This window comes from Desulfatitalea tepidiphila, from assembly GCF_001293685.1.
In the GTDB taxonomy this organism is placed as follows: Bacteria; Desulfobacterota; Desulfobacteria; order Desulfobacterales; family Desulfosarcinaceae; genus Desulfatitalea; species Desulfatitalea tepidiphila.
In genome coordinates, this window is the sequence record NZ_BCAG01000005.1 from 261,540 (window position 1) to 279,995 (window position 18,456).

An 18,456-nucleotide genomic window follows, 5' to 3' on the forward strand; every position below is an offset into this window, starting at 1 on the left:
AGCGCTGCAGCCAGTAATATAGCCGGCATGGGGATAAAAAAAACCGCCTGGATCCACCGCACCGCTTCCGTGCTCTTCGGCCTCATATGCGCCGCCCTGATGATGCTCAGCTGTGCATCGCCGCAACAGCCGATGCCGGCCCGTGCGCCCGCGCCGCCGCCTCCGGCCCCGGCGCCCATCGTCGAGCCGGAGGCGCCCCGGCTGCCGACCATTCAATTCACGATTCAAGCCGGGGCTTTTTCCACCAGTGATCGCGCGGCGCTCTATGCCGAACGACTCGAAGCAGCCGGCCTCGACGCCTACTATTTCATCGACACCGACGGCCTATACAAGGTCCGCTTCGAACGCTTCGAGACCCGGGAAGCGGCCCTGGCGCGCGCGCTGACCCTTCAGTCCCGGGGATTGATCGAAGCGTTCTATATCATCCACCCGGTGCCCGGCGCCCATCAGGCCGATGTGCGACGCAACCTGCAGGAGAGCATCGTCGAGACGGCCCGTCGTTTCCTAGGCGTGCCCTACCGCTGGGGTGGCGCCTCGGTCAGGGACGGATTCGACTGCAGCGGCCTGACCATGACGGTTTACCGCCTCAACGGATTGGAACTGCCGCGCAATGCCTACAGTCAGTACCATGCCGGCATGTCGGTGTCCGGCCATGCCCTTGAACCGGGCGACCTGGTCTTCTTCGCCACCGGGAAAAGCCACAGGATCTCGCATGTGGGGATCTACACAGGCGACGGCCGTTTCATCCATGCACCCGGCCGGGGCAAACACATCCGCACGGCCAGCCTGTCCAACGGTTATTTCAAGCCACGCTACAAAGGGGCCCGCCGCTACCATTGATCAATTTGCCTAAGATCATTTCATCAATTTTAACTAAATCCCATCCATTAAATCCGGCCCGGGTGAAACAGGTGGCCGATGCTACACGCCAAGCGGTCAAGAGCCAGTGACATGCACGGCGGGCGGCCCAGAAACTCGCTGCGCTCAAACAGTCTGGGCCGCTTGTCCGCCGTCTGCATTTAACTGGCTCTATGGCCGCAGGCTCACGTGGCCCTGGCCACCTGCCCCACCCGGGCCTGCCACAACCGTTGCCATTCGAATTTTTTAATCAAACAACGCTTGATAAAACCGTAAAAAGTCGCAGAGGCGTCATGCCGGTGAACGCCGGGATCACGGAAATATACAAGTTCCGGGCGCATTACATAGCTGTCAACGCTTGGAAAGTGCGCCCTTCAGGTTGAATCACATTCAATTAGAACGGGTGAGGTTGGTTTCAGACCGCGTCGTCATCTATGCCTCTCCGATGTGGAGCCAGGCAAACCGGTACCCGTCGAGGGCAATATCCTTTCCGGCCGGAAACCGTTCGGAGGTGACCAGGTCCACGCCGCCATTTCCGCCCACGTGCCCGCTGGCATAGTCCCAGGGCATGACCTGAGGATGTTCGGAAAAATTATTGACCACCAGAACCCTCCGACCGCCGCCTTGGCGCAAGTACGCAAACAGGTGCGGGTTGCCCGAGTCGACCACCGTCATGCCGCCGTTACTGAAGGCTGGCAGCTGTTTGCGAATCCCGATCAGCCGCACCATTTCGTTGAAAAACCGCCATTGCAACGTATCGGCATCGGTCAAATCGTCACGGGCCTCCCATTTGCGTTTCGATCGATGCACCCAACGGCTGTCGGCGGCTTTGGCCGGATCGGAGAGAAAGGTGTAATCGTTGAGCATGCCCCACTCGTCGCCCAGGTAGATGAGTGGAATCCCCCCGGCGCTGAGCATGATGCTGCGCATTAAATTGATGCGCCGCACGGCCCACTCGATCAACTGGGGGTCCTCCTGCTCCAGGGCCTGCTCCAGGCCTGCCAGACTGGCCAGGGTACCCGATACCCGCAGGTCGCCGTTGGCCGGATTGAATTGAAACGGCAACCCCTTGGCAAACGAGCCTGGAAAGCGACCGGTATAAAAATCATTGAGAAAACGGCGGTGTCCCACCGGATCGATGCCCATCCGACGGGCGTCGTCATCATCGAAGGTCCATCCGATATCGTCATGGCAGCGCAGGTAATTGACCCAGGCGCATCCCTCGGGAAGACGGCTGCGGTGACGCATGGCGTGCGCGAGCAGATTGACCTCCCGAGTGGCCAACGATTCCCACAGCAGTGCCATCAAGGTGGGATTGTAGGAGAGCTGACACTCGTCCGGCCGCACGTAGGAGATCACGTGGTCCGGGTGCACGATGGCCTCGGATTTGAAGAGCAGGCAGGGTGCGGCGATACGGGCCAGGGTATTGAAGGCCTGTACGATCAGGTGCGCCTCGGGTTGGTTCTCGCAGTCGGTACCCAAGCGCTTCCAGATAAAGGCCACCGCGTCCAGCCGGAGCACCGTCACGCCTTGATTGGCCAGAAACAGCATCTCTTCGGCCATGGCGCGGAACACCTCGGGATTGGCATAGTTCAGGTCCCACTGGTAGCTGTTGAACGTGGTCCAGACCCATTTCCCCATACCGTCATGCCAGGTGAAGCTGCCGCGCCGCACGGTGGGGAAAATATCGCGCAGGTGGCGCTGGTACTGGTCGGGCAGGCCGCGGTCGTCAAACAGATGATAGAAAGCCTGGTAGTGGCGGTCCCCCGCCTGGGCGCGTTGGGCCCAGTGATGCTCGTCGGAGGTGTGGTTGAACACGAAATCGAGTACCAGGTCGATGCCCTCGTTGCGCAGGGCTCCGGCCAACTGGTTCAATTCCACCATGTTGCCGATGTCCGGATTGATGGCCCGGTAGTCGCTGACCGCATAGCCGCCGTCATTGTCGCCGTGAGGCACGGCAAACAGGGGCATGAGGTGCAGATAGGTCAGCCCCAGCTGCTTGAAATAGACGATATGCTCGTGCAGCTTGGCCAGCTTGTCGCTGAACAGGTCCACGTAGAGCACGCCGCCCACCGTGGCCTCGGATTGGAACCAGTCCGCCTGCCATTCCCGGTAGCCATCCAGGGACTTGAGATCGTCCGGCCGCGCCAACCAGCTCTTGGCGGCGGTCCGCACGATCTGCTCGAGGTGATAGAAAAAGTCGTACTGCCATCCATAGAGCTGGTGAAGCAAAACGAACAGGCGTTCCCAATGATGGGTCAGCCGCCTCTCGAAAAGATCCCAGATAGCGGTGTTCGCGTCGATATCGACGCTCAACTCCTTTTTCAATCGATCTAAAATGCGCTCCAGCGCGACAGGTGCGTGGATAACGATCCATTGTGGGTCGGCCATGTCAGATGATGGGTCTCCTTTCCTCAAGACATTGCTTACAACTTAATATACCGTGCCGAAAATGCAACCGCGGATCCCTGCCTGGGTGCCGGCCTGCATCTCGGTCGCTTTACAAGAGAGCGGTTTGGGGCTATCATCGGCATCATTCATTGACATCTAAAAAGGCTTCGCATGGCGGAGCGACACATCGCAACCGAGGTATCCCCATGACCCGGCATTCGAAACGACGCAGGAAAGAGGTCGGCAGCTCTCCGGGGACCCTGCTGTTCGTCGGCGAACAAAAAACAGATCGACCGCGAATATCGGTGATGGCTTACAGCGCCGAATCCTTGGACGAACAGGACATACAGGAGGTGGATCGGCTGAAATCCCTTCGTCAAAGCCCCTCGAAAAAATGGATCAACCTGATCGGCATCCACGACACGACGATGCTTGAAAAATTCGGTGTTCTATTCGACATCCACCCCCTGACGCTGGAAGATATCGGCAATACCGGGCATCGGCCGAAGATCGAAGAGTTCGAAAACTATCTCTACCTGGTCCTTAAAATGCTTCAATTCGATCCGGCGGGATTAAAAATCGAAGCCGAGCAGGTCAGTCTCTTACTTGGCCCTGATTTCTTGATCTCTTTTCAAGAGGCCTCTGGGGATGTCTTCGAACCGGTGCGTCAGAGGATTCGAAAGGCGAAGGGGCGCATCCGCAAATCAGGCTGCGATTATCTGGCCTACGCGCTGATCGACGCCATCGTCGACCATTACTACTTGATTCTGGAACGACTGGGAGAACGCATAGAAGCGCTGGAAGAAAGCATCGTTTCCCAAGAGATCCAGCAGCAGACAGTGAGAGAGATTCACTTCCTGAGGAGCGAAATAATCTTCATGCGCAAACAGATCTGGCCGTTGCGCGAGATGGTCTCCCAGCTGAGCAAGGGAGAATTCGACCTCGTTCAACCGGCCACCCATCCGTTTTTAAGCGATGTTTACGATCACGTGATCCAAATCCTGGACACCGTCGAAACCTACCGGGAAATGTTGGGCGGTTTGCTGGAACTCTACATGTCCAGCGTCAGCAACCGCATGAACGAAGTGATGAAGGTGTTGACCATCATCGCCACGATCTTTATCCCCATCACCTTCGTGGCAGGTATTTACGGCATGAATTTCGACCACATGCCCGAACTGCGCTGGCGCTGGGGATACTTGGGCGTCTGGGGAATTATCGCCGCCATCGTCGGGGCCATGTTGCTTTACTTCAGAAGGAAAAAATGGCTGTGAGCGGGTCGCATCCCCGCCGGTTTCAGAGTCGAAACGTTGACGAAAAGCCGCAACTTGATAAACGGTCCTCTATGGTTTGAAATTTTAAATTCCGTTGCCGCCCCAAGGCAATAAATCGTTGATTGCAACGCCCACCTCGCATATGAATAGGCTCCAAAATGGGATTTGTATCCGCACTCGATTCAGAGGCATCGCATGCAAGCGTTACTGGTCATTTCAAGCATTGAAGACGACATCGAAAAGATCCGCCGGGCATTTGATACCGACGTCAAGATCGACGGCATCCGCGATTTTGCCCAGGCCGCGCCCATGCTGTCCCGGGCGCGTTACGACTGGCTCTTCGTCGACCTGGACATCATGGCCGACCACATGCACGGCGGGGATTTCAGCGAAACCTTGAATCCGCTGCAAAAACAGTCGCCTTCAATTGAAATCGTCATCATGGCCGCACCCGAACATATCCGCAAGGCCGTCGGGTTGGTCAAGCAGGGCGCCAGCGACTACATCACCTATCCAGTCTCCACGGATGAGGTCCGTCTGGTGGTCGATACCATCAAAAAGACCGCCATACGCCAATCGGAACTCGATTACCTGAGGGATAAATTCTGGAAAGCCGATGCCCTGGAGGTGATCCAGACCAAAAGTCCGGCCATGGTCGAGGTATTTAAAAAAATCCGATCCGTCGCCGCCACCAAGACCACGGTCATCCTGACCGGCGAAACCGGGACCGGCAAGAGCGTGCTGGCCAAACTCATCCACCAGCACAGCAATCGGCAAAAGGCGCAGTTCATCAGCGTGCACTGCGGCGCCATACCCGACACGCTGTTGGAAAGCGAGCTCTTCGGCCATGAAAAAGGGGCCTTTACCGGCGCCCTGCGCAAAAAGCTCGGCAAGTTCGAAATCGCCAACGGCGGGACCATCTTCCTCGATGAAATCGGTACGTTGACCCCCCAGGCCCAGATCAAACTCTTACAGGTCCTGCAGGACGGCACCTTCAGCCGTGTGGGCGGAGAAGAGACGATCTGCACCAATGCCCGGGTGATCGCCGCCACCAATACCGATTTGAAAGCGGCCAGTGAAGAGGGCTCTTTTCGCAAGGATTTGTACTACCGGCTCAATGTCTTTCCTATCCACATCCCTCCCTTGCGGGATCGGATCGAGGACCTGCCACAGTTGATTCATTTCTTTTTGACCCGCCTGAACCGCGAGTTCCAGAAGTCGATCCAATCGGTGCATCCCCATGTATTGCAAAACCTGTCCAAATATCAATGGCCCGGCAATGTGCGCGAGCTGGAAAACCTGATGGAGCGGGCCTATATTCTGGAAGATGCCACGGTGTTGACACCCACCGGATTTCCTCAGGAGTTGTTCGAACAACTCTGCGAGGCGGCCGTCATGCCGGTACACACCAACATGCCCCTTTCCGAAGCCCGCCGCATGGCCCTAGACGATTTCGAACGGCGCTACATCAAGGACCTGCTGGGCCGCAACCGGGGCAAAATCAACGCATCGGCCGCAGAGGCGGGCATCACCACGCGCCAGCTGCATAAGCTGATGAGCCACCACGGCATTCACAAGGAAGAATTCAAGGCTAAGACAGTCATGGAATAGAGACCATTGGTGGCGATCTGCAATCGTCATGGAACTGAAAAAAAATGCCATTCGGCACACTGACATCTGAGAACCGGCTTATTCTGGAAACTATCCAGGGCATCCTGGTGCGTCTTTCAATGGACGGCCGTATCCAAACGTTTTGCTGCATGACGGAAGAGGGCGGCCACCTCGCCCATCTCAATCCCCAAGGCGCTTTTTGGCACGATCTTTTCGAACCCCTCGATGGCCAACTTGAATGGCGCGATTTTTTCCATGATGTGCTTCTGATCGACGGCCGCGGCCGACATCTCAACTGGATCGCCGATGCCGTCGGCGAGCCAATCCGCTTGGAATGGCAATTTAAAAGGGTCGGAACATCTGCAGATCCCAGCAGTTTTCTACTCGGCATCGGTCGCGTAATAACACGGCGCATGGCCAATGAAGAACGAATGGCTGCGGAACATCATCGCTTGGTCGAAGATAATAAAGAGATGACCTGCCTCTACGGCATATCACAGATCATCGTCGAAATGGGCGGTACTTTTGACGACAAGCTGACCGCCATTGCCCAATTGATGATTCCGGCCCTGCATTGTCCTGAAAGAGCTACAGTGCATATTCGACTCAACAATGTTTCGTACAAAACCCCGGGCTTCGACCAAGCCGACGAGCGCATCTCCGAAAAGGTCGTCGTCCTGGGAGAGGAGCGGGGCCAAGTAGAGATCGGCTACCGGCTTCGGTATCAGCCTGCCGATCCCCAGAAGGTTGACTTCAACAATAAGGAGCGACGTCTTCTCAAGAATGTCGCCAGACAGCTTGCCTTCAAGCTGGAGAAACGAGAACTTCAGGAGCAACTCAAGCATGCTGATCGTCTGGTCACCATCGGGCAATTGGCCGCCGGCATCGCCCACGAGCTCAACAACCCCCTGGCCGACATCCTCGGATTTGCCCAGCTCGCATCCCGACGTCCCGACCTGCCCGAAGAGACCTATCAGGACCTGGTCCGAATCGTTAAATCCGCTCTATATGCCCGTGAGGTGATCAAAAGGATCCTCCTCTTCAGCCGGCAAAGCCGTCCCCACAAAACCGAAGCGGACCTCAATGCAATCGTCGATGAATGGCTCGATTTTATTCGATTCCGCTGCGCCAAGAGCAACATCGAAGTGGATCTCGAACTCGATCCTGGACTGCCGCCCATCGTTGGGGACCCTGCCCAGCTCAACCAAGTGCTCGTCAACCTGGTCATCAACGCGATCCACGCCATGAACGAAGGCGGACGACTGACCATTGCGACCGGCAGGGATGGCGACAAGGTCTATCTGCTTGTTCGGGACACAGGATCGGGCATCAATACAGAGATCATGGACAAAATTTTCCTGCCTTTCTTTACCACCAAGGATGTGGACCAGGGGACGGGATTGGGTTTGTCGGTAGTCTACGGGATCGTTCAAGAACACGGCGGCCAAGTGACGGTGCGCAGCAAAGAGGGGGCTGGTTCGACCTTTCAGATCGTCTTTCCCCTGACAAAGCCGGCCCCATGTGCAGTGGAAACGGAGTCGCAACCCAAATGAACCCCAAAGCGGTCAGATTGCTAGCGGTCGATGACAGCCCCAGCACCCTGGAAGTCATCCAGCGCATCTTGAAATCCGCCGGCTATGACACCAGAACCTGTCATAGCGTCGTGGAGGCGGTGAGCGCTCTGAGCCGGACCCCGTTCGACCTGGTCATCACCGATTACAAGATGCCCAAACACAGCGGCATGGACCTGATCCAGTATGTCCATGAGAACCACCAGGACACGGCGGTCATCATGGTGACCGGATATGCTACCATCGACGGCGCCGTGGAAGCTGTAAAAAAAGGGGCCGAAACCTATCTGGCCAAACCGTTCACGGACCAGGAACTGCTCACGGCCGTAGAAGAAGCCCTCGAAAAACTCGCACGGCGGCGCAACGTCCAGACTGAGGCTCAACCGTCGATGTTTCATGACATCATCGGCACCTCGCCCGGTATGCAGCACGTATTCAAGCTCATTGACAAGGCAGCGGCCATGAACGTCAACGTAATGATCTCCGGAGAAAGTGGCACGGGAAAGGAACTGGTGGCACGGGCCATTCACTACGGCGGTCCTCGTTCAGCGGCACCCTTTGTACCGGTCAACTGCACGGCCATACCCGACAGCCTGCTCGAGAGCGAGTTGTTCGGTCATGTGAAAGGCGCCTTCACGGGGGCCAACACCTCCAGGGCGGGCTTTTTCCAGATAGCGGAGAACGGTACGATATTTCTGGATGAAATCGGCGATGCCAGCCTCAATCTGCAAGGCAAGCTGTTGAGGGCCATACAGAGCAAAGAGATTTTTATGGTTGGTTCCAGCACGGTTCAGAAGGTCGATACCCGCATCATTGCCGCCACACACAAAGACTTGCCAACACTGGTCCAAAAAGGACTTTTCAGGGAAGATCTTTACTATCGGCTGAATATTATCGACATTTCAATCCCGCCGCTAAGAGATCGAAAAGAGGACGTCCCGGCTTTAGTCAATTATTTCGTAACCCAATTCTGCCAAGATATTGGCCGAAAGCCGCCGACCTTTACCGATAGAGCCCTCGATGCCCTGATCAATCACAGTTGGCCGGGCAACATCCGAGAACTGGAAAATCTATTGCAGCGTCTTTTGGTCATCGTGGACGGTGACCTCATCGATTCCGGCGATTTTCCCGACAGCATGCGGTTAAACATCGATACCGCCCAATCGGGCAGCCGGTCGCTCGCAGAAGTCGAAGCGGAACACATTTTGAAAGTACTGGCAGTAGTCGGTGGCAACAAAACCCAGGCCGCCGAAATTTTGGGTATCGACCGTAAAACCCTCCGAGAAAAACTCAAAAAGATCCGACCATAGCTCTTCGCAAGGCAGCGGAGAATATCGCCCCACCCGGGGAAAAACACCCCAATCAACACCCTTTCGGCTTTCATCTTCATATCGCTCCTCCCACCTAAAATCATCCATATCCACCAGATTTAATTGAATTCTCATGCAGAAATAAAATCGCGACCGTCTACCGGAAAATGGCACGCCAGGTGCATTAATGACCATACTGGATCCAACTCATAGCTATCAAAGGATGTGTCAGAATGGAAAACCACGAAAATCTTCAACAGCGATATTATCGCACCTTTTTTCGCAACATAATTTTTACCATTCTCGCCGCATCGGTAACCCCCATGATCATCGTCGGCATTTTTATCTTCGACAACTTCAGGACATCATACAAGCAAAAAGTGCACGACCATTTGGAACTGGTAGCCTGGCATCACAAGAAAAACATCAATTTTTTCCTTCAGGAAAAACTGGCCAACATCCGCGCCATCGCCGATCACTACAGCTATGATTCCTTCAACAATCCTTATTTTATAAAACAAAAGCTCACGGAGCTTCAACAAGCATACAATCGTGTGTTTGTGGATCTGGGCTTGATCAATCATGAGGGTATCCAAGTCTCCTATGCCGGCCCACACGCACTCCTGAATGCAGACTATTCCAAAGCGGAATGGTTCAAAAAGGCAATCAATGCCTCGCATTTCACCAGCGACGTGTTTTCCGGACTGAGAGCCGAACCGCACTTTATTATCTCGTCCAGACAATATTATAGAGGAGAGCCCTGGATCTTAAGAGCGACCATCGATTTTCGATCCTTCAACGATCTGGTAGAAAATCTTCGTATCGGCAAAACCGGCTTTGCCTTCATATTGAACAAATCAGGCGAGTTCCAAACCAGGCCCAGTGCAACAACGGAAAATCCCAAAGATCTTCTCACGTTGATCACCACAAATGGCATGAGTTCATCCCCCATGGTGATCATCAAAAAGAACCAAAACGGAAAAAAGCTCATTTACGCGACAGTCCACCTCAAGCAAGGCGACTGGTGGATGATACTTCAACAGGATCTGACGGATGCTTACTCAGACCTTTATCGAACTCAGCAAATCGCCATCATCATCATGCTGGTCGGCGGTCTGGGCATCGTCGGCACAAGCCTGCTGCTCAGCCGAGGCCTGATTAAACGCATTTCCCAGGCGGACAGGGAGAAGACGCTGGCGGACAAAGAACGCGAAATGATGTCCCAGCAGGTGATCGAAACCGGCAAACTGGCCTCTATCGGCGAACTGGCCGCCGGAATCGCCCATGAGATCAACAACCCCGTCGCCATCATGGTGGAAGAAGCCGGCTGGATTCAGGACCTGATTGAGGAAGAGAGGCCTGCGATGGCGAACAGCGATAACCTGAGCGAAATCGAAAGAGCCCTGCGCCAGATCCACACCCAGGGTAAGCGCTGCAAGGATATCACCCACAAACTTCTCAGTTTTGCACGCAAGACCGATTCTCGCGTGAACGCTGTTTCAATCAACGAGGCCTTGGACGAGGTGGTCTACCTTTCCGAACAGCGAGCTAAATATAGCAGCATCAAAATCAACAAACATTTTCAGCAAAACCTGCCTCACATCCAAGCCAGTGAAACCGAATTGCAGCAAGTACTGCTGAATATTGTCAACAACGCATTGGATGCCATGGAAAAAACCGGCGGAGAAATCAACATCCGATCAGGGATGGAAGACAATTTCATCGTCGTCGAGCTGGCAGACAGCGGGCCGGGCATCGCCCAGGCAAATCTCGGACGAATTTTCGATCCATTTTTCACGACAAAGCCGGTAGGAAAAGGAACGGGATTGGGATTGTCGATCTGCTACGGCATCATTAACAAGATGGGGGGCCAGATCGATGCAAAAAGCGAGGTGAACAAAGGAACCGTTTTTACCATTCGGATGCCGATCAACGGAAGCTCAACCGAAAAAGGCCAACAACAGAAACAAAGCGCTTAGCAGGACAATGCAAGGATTAACTGGACGTCCCTGATAATTAACGTGGGCAATTAGAGGAGATAACACATGACAATCGCCAAAGTGATGCTAGTCGACGATGAGAAACCGTTCGTGGACACCATGATCAAACGCCTGAACAAACGTGAAGTGGATATCGTACCAGCTTATAACGGACAGGAGGCATTGGACAAGCTGGCCGAAGACAGCACCATCGAAGTGGTCATCCTGGACATTAAAATGCCGGTCATGGATGGGATGGAGGCCCTAAATAAAATTAAAAGCAAACACCCATTGGTCGAAGTCATCATGCTCACCGGTCACGCTACGGTTGAAACTGGTATCGAGGGAATGAAAATGGGCGCCTTTGACTATCTCATGAAACCGTGCAACGCCGATGAACTTGTCGAAAAGGTACAACAGGCTGCTGCAAAAAAGCGTCAGCATGAAGAAAAAATTATGGAAGCGAGAATCAAGGCAATTACCCTGCGTAAACCATAGCCGATAGCTCTGAGTTGGAGATGAACTCGGGCGGTCAGGATGTATTCGAATTTTCAAACAGAGAGTGTAGCGGCCACTGAGAGGGGCAATTCGGCCTGTAAAGAGAAGATGCATAAGGACAAACGATGACGGTAAAACTTGACGACAAGAGCGCTCCCATCAACGTGTTGTTGGTCGACGATGAGATTTGCTATGTCAATGTTTTAGCGAATCGGCTTTCGAAACGTAAAATTGCGGCCAGCAAAGCATACAGTGGTACGGAAGCAATCCGGAAATTGCGGGAACAGGATTTTGATGTCGTTGTCCTGGATCTCAAGCTCGAAGACATGGACGGCATCGAAGTATTAAAAATATTGAAAAAAATGATACCCGACCTCAATGTGATCATGCTCACCGGCCATGGCTCGGAACAAGCCGCCAAAGACGGAATTAAAGAGGGGGCTTTTGATTATCTCACCAAGCCCTGCGAACTGCACGAGTTGATCGCAAAGATTCGGGAAGCGCACCAACAACACCAAGGAGGCTGACCACTGCATCCGATGACGGGGCTTACAAGCGCCGACAGCCATACAAACGGGCCATCGGATGTGTTGAAACGAACATCAAATAAAAAAATCCATCCCAGGTAGTGATAGGTTTATTGCTCGTGGGCTCCAAGGAGAATTAGATGTCATTCCTGCTCAAATCCAAACATGTTCAAATTCTTTTCGCTTTTATCCTGGGCGCTCTAATTTTGATGCTGCCCAGGCCGGAAGGCACCCAATTCAGGATTTCCGGCGACAGCAGTTATGGATTTTACGAAACCATTCGCGAACACTTCAACCGCGTGACACCTCCCGACACGGCTGCCGAAAACTACATCGTCGAGGTTCAGAAATCGAGCGATATCGGCTCCTACGAAAAATATCTCAAAACAAAGATCGCCGAAGGTCAGAACGGCGATATCCAATTTGAAACGGTGAACGGCCTTACCCCCAAAGCCATGCGATTCCTGGCGGTGTTGGTCGTGTTGATTTTTCTCTTCCTGGTGGAGCCCATCCCTCTCGAAATCACCGCCATCCTCATCGGCGTCTCCCTGGTGGTCATGCAGATCGTGGATGTCAAAACGGCATGGGCACCCTATATGCATCCGGTGGTGGTCTTCATCATGTGCTGCCTCATCTTCGCCATTTCACTGGAAAAGGCCGGACTGACCAAACGATTGGGGCACTTCATCGTCAAAAAGGCGGGCACCAACGTAGTCCGCTTTACCTTTTTAATCAGTATCGGCCTGGGACTCTCCTCGTCCTTTATGCACGATGCCGCCGCTGTCTCCATCGGCATCGTCACCATGTTGCCGCTCATGCGTGCCGCTGGCATTCAGCCCCATTCCAACACGGCCAAGTTCATGTTGATTTCCCTGGCCTTCGCCTGTTCATGCGGCGGTATGGGCACCCTGATCGGTGGCGGCCGCTGCATGGTATCTGCGGCATTCCTGAAGGAGTTCACCGGCATCGAAATCAATTTCTTCGACTGGATCAAGTATGCCATGCCCATGGCCCTGGTGACCGTTCCCGCCTCGGTCATGGTCTGCTATCTGGTATTTCGGCCGGACAAGACTCTGGAACTGCCCAAATATGATGAAGCCCTGCCCCCCTGGTCGGCCAAGGAAAAAATCACTTTGATCATCATCGGTGCGGCCTTCGTGCTCTGGTTGACCAAAGGGATGCATGGCCTGGACTATTCGGTGACCGGCATGCTGGCCGTGGCCGCATTGGTGCTGGCTGGCATTTTGAAGTGGGACGACGTGCATGAGAACCTGGAGTGGGGCACGGCCCTGTTCATCTTCGGCGGTGGCATCTCCCTGGGGCTGGCAATGGGATACTCGGGTGCGGCAGACTACTTCGCCCATCTGTTCTTCCCACTGATCAAGGGCGGCGGCTGGCTTTTGCTGTTCGCCGGTGTGGCCGTCTTCGGCGCCCTGGTGACCAACGCCATGGCCAATGTGGCCGCGGCTGCATTGATTCTGCCCATCGTCATTCCCATGGCGCAGCTGGAGGGAGTCGATCCGCGTGTGCTGGCCTTGTGCCTCGGCACCGCCACCTCCTTTGCCATGCTGCTGGTCATCGGCTGCCCGCCCAATGCCATTGCTTACAGTTTCCGCCAGTTCAAGGCCTCGGACATTACCAAGGTCGGCCTGGTGGCCACGCCGGTGCTGCTCATCATGCTGATCGCGGTGGCGGCGGTGTGGTGGAAAATTCTGGGCCTGGTATAGCGCTGTCAAAAAAATGCTTCTATTCTAAGCAGGAGTCAACAGATGGCAGTGGAATACCTCAATCATATCCGCCTGCTTCTCATCGATGATGAAGACCATTTTCGCCAGACCCTGTTCAAACGGCTGGAAAGAAGAGGCCTGCGGGTGCGCCAGGCGGACAGCGGCGAAACGGGCCTCGCCCTCTTGAAGGCTGAACCGGTGGATGTGGTCGTACTGGATGTGAAAATGCCCGGTTTGGACGGCATTGAAGCCCTCAAATGGATCAAGGCCCAATGGCCCCAAACCGAAGTCATCTTTCTCACCGGTCACTCCACCACCCAGGATGGGGTCGAAGGCATCAAGTCCGGCGCCTTCGACTACCTGAGCAAACCCATCGAATTCGAGCATCTGCTGGAAAAGATCAAACACGCCTACCAAAAAAAGACCAGAGATGAGGAGCGCCGCCAGGAGGCGGCTTACAAGGCCAGAATCGAGCAGCAGATGATCGCCACCGAACGTCTCGCTTCCATGGGGACCCTGGCGGCCGGGGTGGCCCATGAAATCAACAACCCTCTGGCAATCATCAATGAAGCCGCTGGATTTCTCAGCCTGCTGCTGAAGAAGGAAGAGTTGGCCGCCATGCCACGCCGGCAGGACTTTGAAAAGGCCATTCAAAAGATCAGCAACGCGGTCAAACGCGCCCGGGTCATTACCCACCAGCTGCTGGGCAGCGTCCGCAAGCAGGAACCGGTTTTCGCCGAAGTGGATTTGTATGAGTTGGCCACGGAAACCCTTCAATTGGTGCATAAGGAAGCGGCCAACAAGGAAATCCGGATAATCCAGTCCCAAGGCGGAAATCCCGGTCCGATCTGGATCGACCCCAACCAGGTCCGGCAGATTCTGATCAATCTGTTGACCAATGCCATCCATGCCACTGGTAAAGATGGCAAAATCGAAGTGCGCATCGAGGCGGACCCGGAAACCTCAACCCTGATCGTCAGCGACACCGGCAAAGGCATCCCCAGGGAGAACATGGAGAAAATATTCGAACCGTTCTTCAGTGACAAACCGCCGGGTGAAGGTACCGGTCTCGGCCTTTTCGTCACCCGCCAGATCGTGGAAAAACTGGGCGGCAAAATAGAAGTCCAGAGTCGGGTCGGTGTGGGAACCAGCATGAAAATCATTCTCCCCAACCGAAACCCGCTGAAGTCGACTTAGCGCGCCTCGTGGGCGCCAGACAGATCAATCAAGACTGAAAATCGTGCAAAGGAGAAAACGAACATGGTTAAAATTCCGACCAGAATATTGCTGGTTGATGATGAAAAAGATTTCGTCGAAATGCTCTCCATGCGCCTCACCGAATCAGGAGAACAGGTGACGGTGGCCTACAGCGGGCAGGAGTGCCTTGAGAAACTGGCCCGCACGGCGGTGGACGTGGTCATTCTGGACATCAAGATGCCGGGCATGGACGGCATTCAAACCCTCAGGGAAATCAAAGGCATGTTCCCGCTGGTGGAGGTCATCCTGCTGACGGGACACGGCACCACCGAAACGGCCGTTAAGGGAATGAAGCTGGGGGCCTTCGACTACCTGCTGAAACCGGCGGACTTCGAAGATTTGAGCGCCAAACTCGAAGGTGCCAAGAAGAAGAAAGATGAACAGGATGAACGCATCCGGCAGGCCGAAGCCAGACTTTTATTGCGCAAGGGTGGCAATATCTGATCCAGATTGACCCGATCGGGTCTGGCCTGGCCAGCCCGGATACAGAGACACTTTTTAGCTCAAGGGCCGCTAAACCCCAAGGAGGTGCACCGACCGCTCCGCAGGCAGCAATGATGCGAACGGTGATATAGACGACAAATGACCCTCCCCGCCGGGCGATGGACGGGATTGCTGAAATCAGTTCCTTTTTGTAGTGCAAAAACACTTTCCCCGGTACGCGGCGCAATGCCACGCGCTGGTGGCATCAAGGAGAACGATCGATGCTAGCGGTCGCAAAATCTAAAAAGGTCCAAATTTGTTTCGCATTTTTGCTCGGTGCCATTGTCTTACTGTTGCCCAGACCGGAAGGAACCCGTTTCAGGGTTACGGGCGACAACAACCAACGCTTTTTCCAAACCATCCAGGAAACATTCGAACTGGTCCAACCGGCGGATAAGACCGGCGATGGCTATGTGGTGGCAGTGCGCCATGCGCAACCGGGAGCGGATGGTGTACTGAACCAAAAGGCCAAGGCCTTCGCTGACGGGACCATCCAGATCGACTACCTCGATGGTCTCTCGCCGAAGGCGATGCGCTTTCTGGCGGTTCTGGTGGTGCTGATCTTCCTGTTCCTGGTCGAACCCATTCCCCTGGAAGTAACGGCCGTGTTGATCGGCGCTTCGCTCGTTCTCATGGGGATCGTGGATGTCAAAACCGCCTGGGCGCCCTACATGCATCCGGTGGTGGTCTTCATCATGTGCTGTCTCATTTTTGCCATCTCCCTGGACAAAGCGGGCTTGACCAAACGAATGGGACATTTCATAGTCCAGAAGGCAGGCACTAATGTGGTCCGGTTCACATTTGTCATCAGCACGGGTTTGGGCATGGCCTCCATGTTCATGCACGATGCCGCGGCCGTCTCCATCGGCATCGTCACCATGCTGCCGTTAATGCGCGCCGCCGACATCAAACCTCACTCTAGTACCGCCAAATTCATGTTGATCTCCCTGGCATTCGCATGCTCGTGCGGGGGAATGGGGACACTCATCGGCGGCGGCCGCTGCATGGTATCGGCCGCGTTTCTAAAAGAGTTCACGGGGATTGAACTCGACTTCTTCGACTGGATCAAATACGCCATGCCCATGGCCATTGTCACGGTCCCTGCTGCCGTACTCATCTGCTACCTCGTATTTCGCCCGGACAAAACTTTAGAGCTGCCCAAGTTCGATGAGAAGCTGCCGCCGTGGTCGTTTCAGGAGATCATCACCCTGGTCATCATCGGTATCGCCTTTGTACTCTGGTTAACCAAGGGGCTTCACGGTCTCGACTACTCGGTCACCGGCATGATCGCGGTGGCTGCCCTGGTACTGGTGGGCATATTGAAATGGGACGACATCCACGAAAACCTGGAGTGGGGCACGGCCCTGTTCATCTTCGGTGGGGGCATCTCGTTGGGGTTGGCCATGGGTTACTCGGGAGCGGCCGACTATTTTGCCAACATTTTTTTCCCGCTCGTCAAGGGCGGCGGCTGGCTGCTGCTCTTCATCGGTGTTGCGATTTTCGGCGCACTGGTGACCAACGCCATGGCCAATGTGGCAGCCGCTGCACTGATCTTGCCGATCGTGATTCCCATGGCGCAACTGGAGGGAGTTGACCCGCGGGTGCTGGCCTTATGCCTCGGCACCGCTACTTCTTTTGCCATGCTGCTGGTCATTGGCTGCCCACCCAATGCCATTGCCTACAGCTTTCGACAATTCAAGGCATCGGATATCACCAAGGCCGGCCTGGTGGCCACACCGGTCCTGATCGCCATCCTCGTTGGCATCGCCTTTGTCTGGTGGAAATTTCTGGGGTTGGTATAATATTTATTCAAAACAGGCGGCAATGAACCGAAGTACACCGAGGAGGCCAAAAATATGATTAAAGTTCCGACCCGGATATTGATAGTCGACGATGAACACGATTTCGTTGAAATGCTCAGCATGCGTCTCAAAGAAGCCGGTGAAGTGGTGGATGCAGCCTATGATGGTGAAGGATGCATTCGAAAGCTCCGACAGGACGGATTCGATGTGGTCATTTTAGACATTAAAATGCCCGGCATGGACGGCATCCAGACGTTGCGAAAAATTAAAATCATGTTCCCACTGGTGGAAGTCATTCTGTTGACCGGACACGGCACGACGGAAACGGCAGTAGAGGGAATGAAGCTGGGCGCTTTCGATTACCTGTTGAAACCAGCAGACTTTGAGGACCTCGAGACCAAACTGGAAGGCGCCCGGCGCAAAAAAAGCGAACAGGAAGAGCGCATACGGCAGGCCGAAGCGCGCTTACTGCTGAGAAAAGGCGGCAACATCTAAATGTTGCTCACAACCATGGCACCCCGACCCTTTCAAAAGGGCCGGGGTGTGGTCTTTTCCGATGTTCGATCCCAAGAAAGCTTCCCCGCACGAGTGTGGCTGCGGCATGGGCAGGTCAAAGCTGGCGGTCAACCTTATTCGGACTGATCGATCTCTCTGAGCTTGCTCAGAATCTCACGGGCCGAATGCCCCATGGATATTCGCAGCATGGCATCCATTTTTTTCTCTTCGATCTGCTTCTTGTTCATCACCCGCTGCCTGAATGCCTGAGCCAGGGTATCCAACAGGCGATCGAATTCACAGGGCTTCTGCAAATAGGAGAATGCACCGGCACGTGAACACTCAGCGGCGGAATCGATGGTGCCGTGACCCGTGAGAATTACGATTTCCATCCAGGGATGCTGCTTTTTCAACGCCTCAAGCGTCTCTTTTCCGTCCATGCCGGGCATTTTCAAATCTACCAAAGCGATATCAATGGGCTGGTTCCTGGCGACTTCAAGTGCCTTGTCTCCCCTGTTGACGGCTGTGACATTGAAGTCGCGCATTTCCAGGCTGCGGCTGATGGAATGCAGAAACTGTTCCTCGTCATCAACAATCAACAAATTAATCTTATTGGTTATCATAATGTTTTCTCCGTTCTGATGGGTGAATAACTTTAAATTTCAAGTTGTCA

General features: G+C 54.5%; 15 protein-coding genes. 13 read left to right on the forward strand and 2 right to left on the reverse strand.

The annotated features are described in order from the left end of the window. Positions 1-27: 27 nt before the first annotated feature. A complete protein-coding gene (locus tag DFT_RS18930) occupies positions 28-840 on the forward strand; it encodes a C40 family peptidase (protein WP_200907098.1) in 813 nt (270 codons plus the stop codon). 450 nt (positions 841-1,290) lie between these two features. Here the strand turns inward: DFT_RS18930 and DFT_RS18935 are convergent, their stop codons facing one another. Next, positions 1,291-3,249 (reverse strand): alpha-amylase family glycosyl hydrolase, encoded by a 1,959-nt coding sequence (locus tag DFT_RS18935; protein ID WP_054032834.1) that lies wholly within the window; start codon positions 3,247-3,249, stop codon positions 1,291-1,293. Positions 3,250-3,455: 206 nt separating this feature from the next. On the opposite strand from DFT_RS18935, the gene corA reads away from it, so the two are divergent. The 12 genes from corA to DFT_RS18995 all read left to right on the forward strand — a co-directional run bounded on the left by corA (position 3,456) and on the right by DFT_RS18995 (position 17,783). Further along, a complete protein-coding gene (gene corA / locus DFT_RS18940; RefSeq protein WP_054032835.1) occupies positions 3,456-4,523 on the forward strand; it encodes a magnesium/cobalt transporter CorA in 1,068 nt (355 codons plus the stop codon). A gap of 195 nt (positions 4,524-4,718) precedes the next feature. Continuing rightward, positions 4,719-6,134, forward strand: a complete 1,416-nt coding sequence (locus DFT_RS18945) for a sigma-54-dependent transcriptional regulator (RefSeq protein ID WP_054032836.1) — start codon at positions 4,719-4,721, stop codon at positions 6,132-6,134. Between the two features lie 44 nt (positions 6,135-6,178). Beyond that, a complete protein-coding gene (locus tag DFT_RS18950) occupies positions 6,179-7,687 on the forward strand; it encodes a sensor histidine kinase (RefSeq protein ID WP_054032837.1) in 1,509 nt (502 codons plus the stop codon). Further along, the gene (locus DFT_RS18955; RefSeq protein WP_054032838.1) at positions 7,684-9,015 is read left to right on the forward strand and encodes a sigma-54-dependent transcriptional regulator; all 1,332 of its coding nucleotides are present in this window, start codon (positions 7,684-7,686) and stop codon (positions 9,013-9,015) included. The genes DFT_RS18950 and DFT_RS18955 overlap by 4 nt, the downstream gene beginning before the upstream one ends. 233 nt (positions 9,016-9,248) lie before the next feature. Then, entirely contained in the window at positions 9,249-10,994 is a 1,746-nt protein-coding gene (locus DFT_RS18960; protein ID WP_054032839.1) for a sensor histidine kinase, read from the forward strand. Positions 10,995-11,060: 66 nt separating this feature from the next. After that, positions 11,061-11,492, forward strand: coding sequence for a response regulator (locus DFT_RS18965; RefSeq protein ID WP_054032840.1), 432 nt, complete (start codon positions 11,061-11,063; stop codon positions 11,490-11,492). 125 nt (positions 11,493-11,617) lie between these two features. After that, complete coding sequence (locus DFT_RS18970; protein ID WP_054032841.1) at positions 11,618-12,019, forward strand: response regulator; 402 nt, start codon at positions 11,618-11,620, stop codon at positions 12,017-12,019. A 140-nt stretch (positions 12,020-12,159) separates the two neighbouring features. Beyond that, entirely contained in the window at positions 12,160-13,746 is a 1,587-nt protein-coding gene (locus DFT_RS18975; protein ID WP_054032842.1) for an SLC13 family permease, read from the forward strand. 42 nt (positions 13,747-13,788) lie between these two features. Beyond that, entirely contained in the window at positions 13,789-14,943 is a 1,155-nt protein-coding gene (locus DFT_RS18980) for a sensor histidine kinase (RefSeq protein WP_054032843.1), read from the forward strand. Between the two features lie 63 nt (positions 14,944-15,006). After that, positions 15,007-15,447: a response regulator gene (locus tag DFT_RS18985; protein ID WP_054032844.1), complete on the forward strand. Its 441-nt coding sequence runs from the start codon at positions 15,007-15,009 to the stop codon at positions 15,445-15,447. Positions 15,448-15,707: 260 nt separating this feature from the next. After that, on the forward strand, positions 15,708-17,288 hold the full coding sequence (locus DFT_RS18990) for an SLC13 family permease (protein ID WP_054032845.1): 1,581 nt from the start codon (positions 15,708-15,710) through the stop codon (positions 17,286-17,288). Between the two features lie 54 nt (positions 17,289-17,342). Further along, positions 17,343-17,783 (forward strand): response regulator, encoded by a 441-nt coding sequence (locus DFT_RS18995; RefSeq protein WP_054032846.1) that lies wholly within the window; start codon positions 17,343-17,345, stop codon positions 17,781-17,783. A 134-nt stretch (positions 17,784-17,917) separates the two neighbouring features. Here DFT_RS18995 and DFT_RS19000 read toward each other — a convergent pair whose 3' ends face one another. Beyond that, a complete protein-coding gene (locus tag DFT_RS19000) occupies positions 17,918-18,406 on the reverse strand; it encodes a response regulator (RefSeq protein WP_054032847.1) in 489 nt (162 codons plus the stop codon). Positions 18,407-18,456 lie beyond the last annotated feature (50 nt).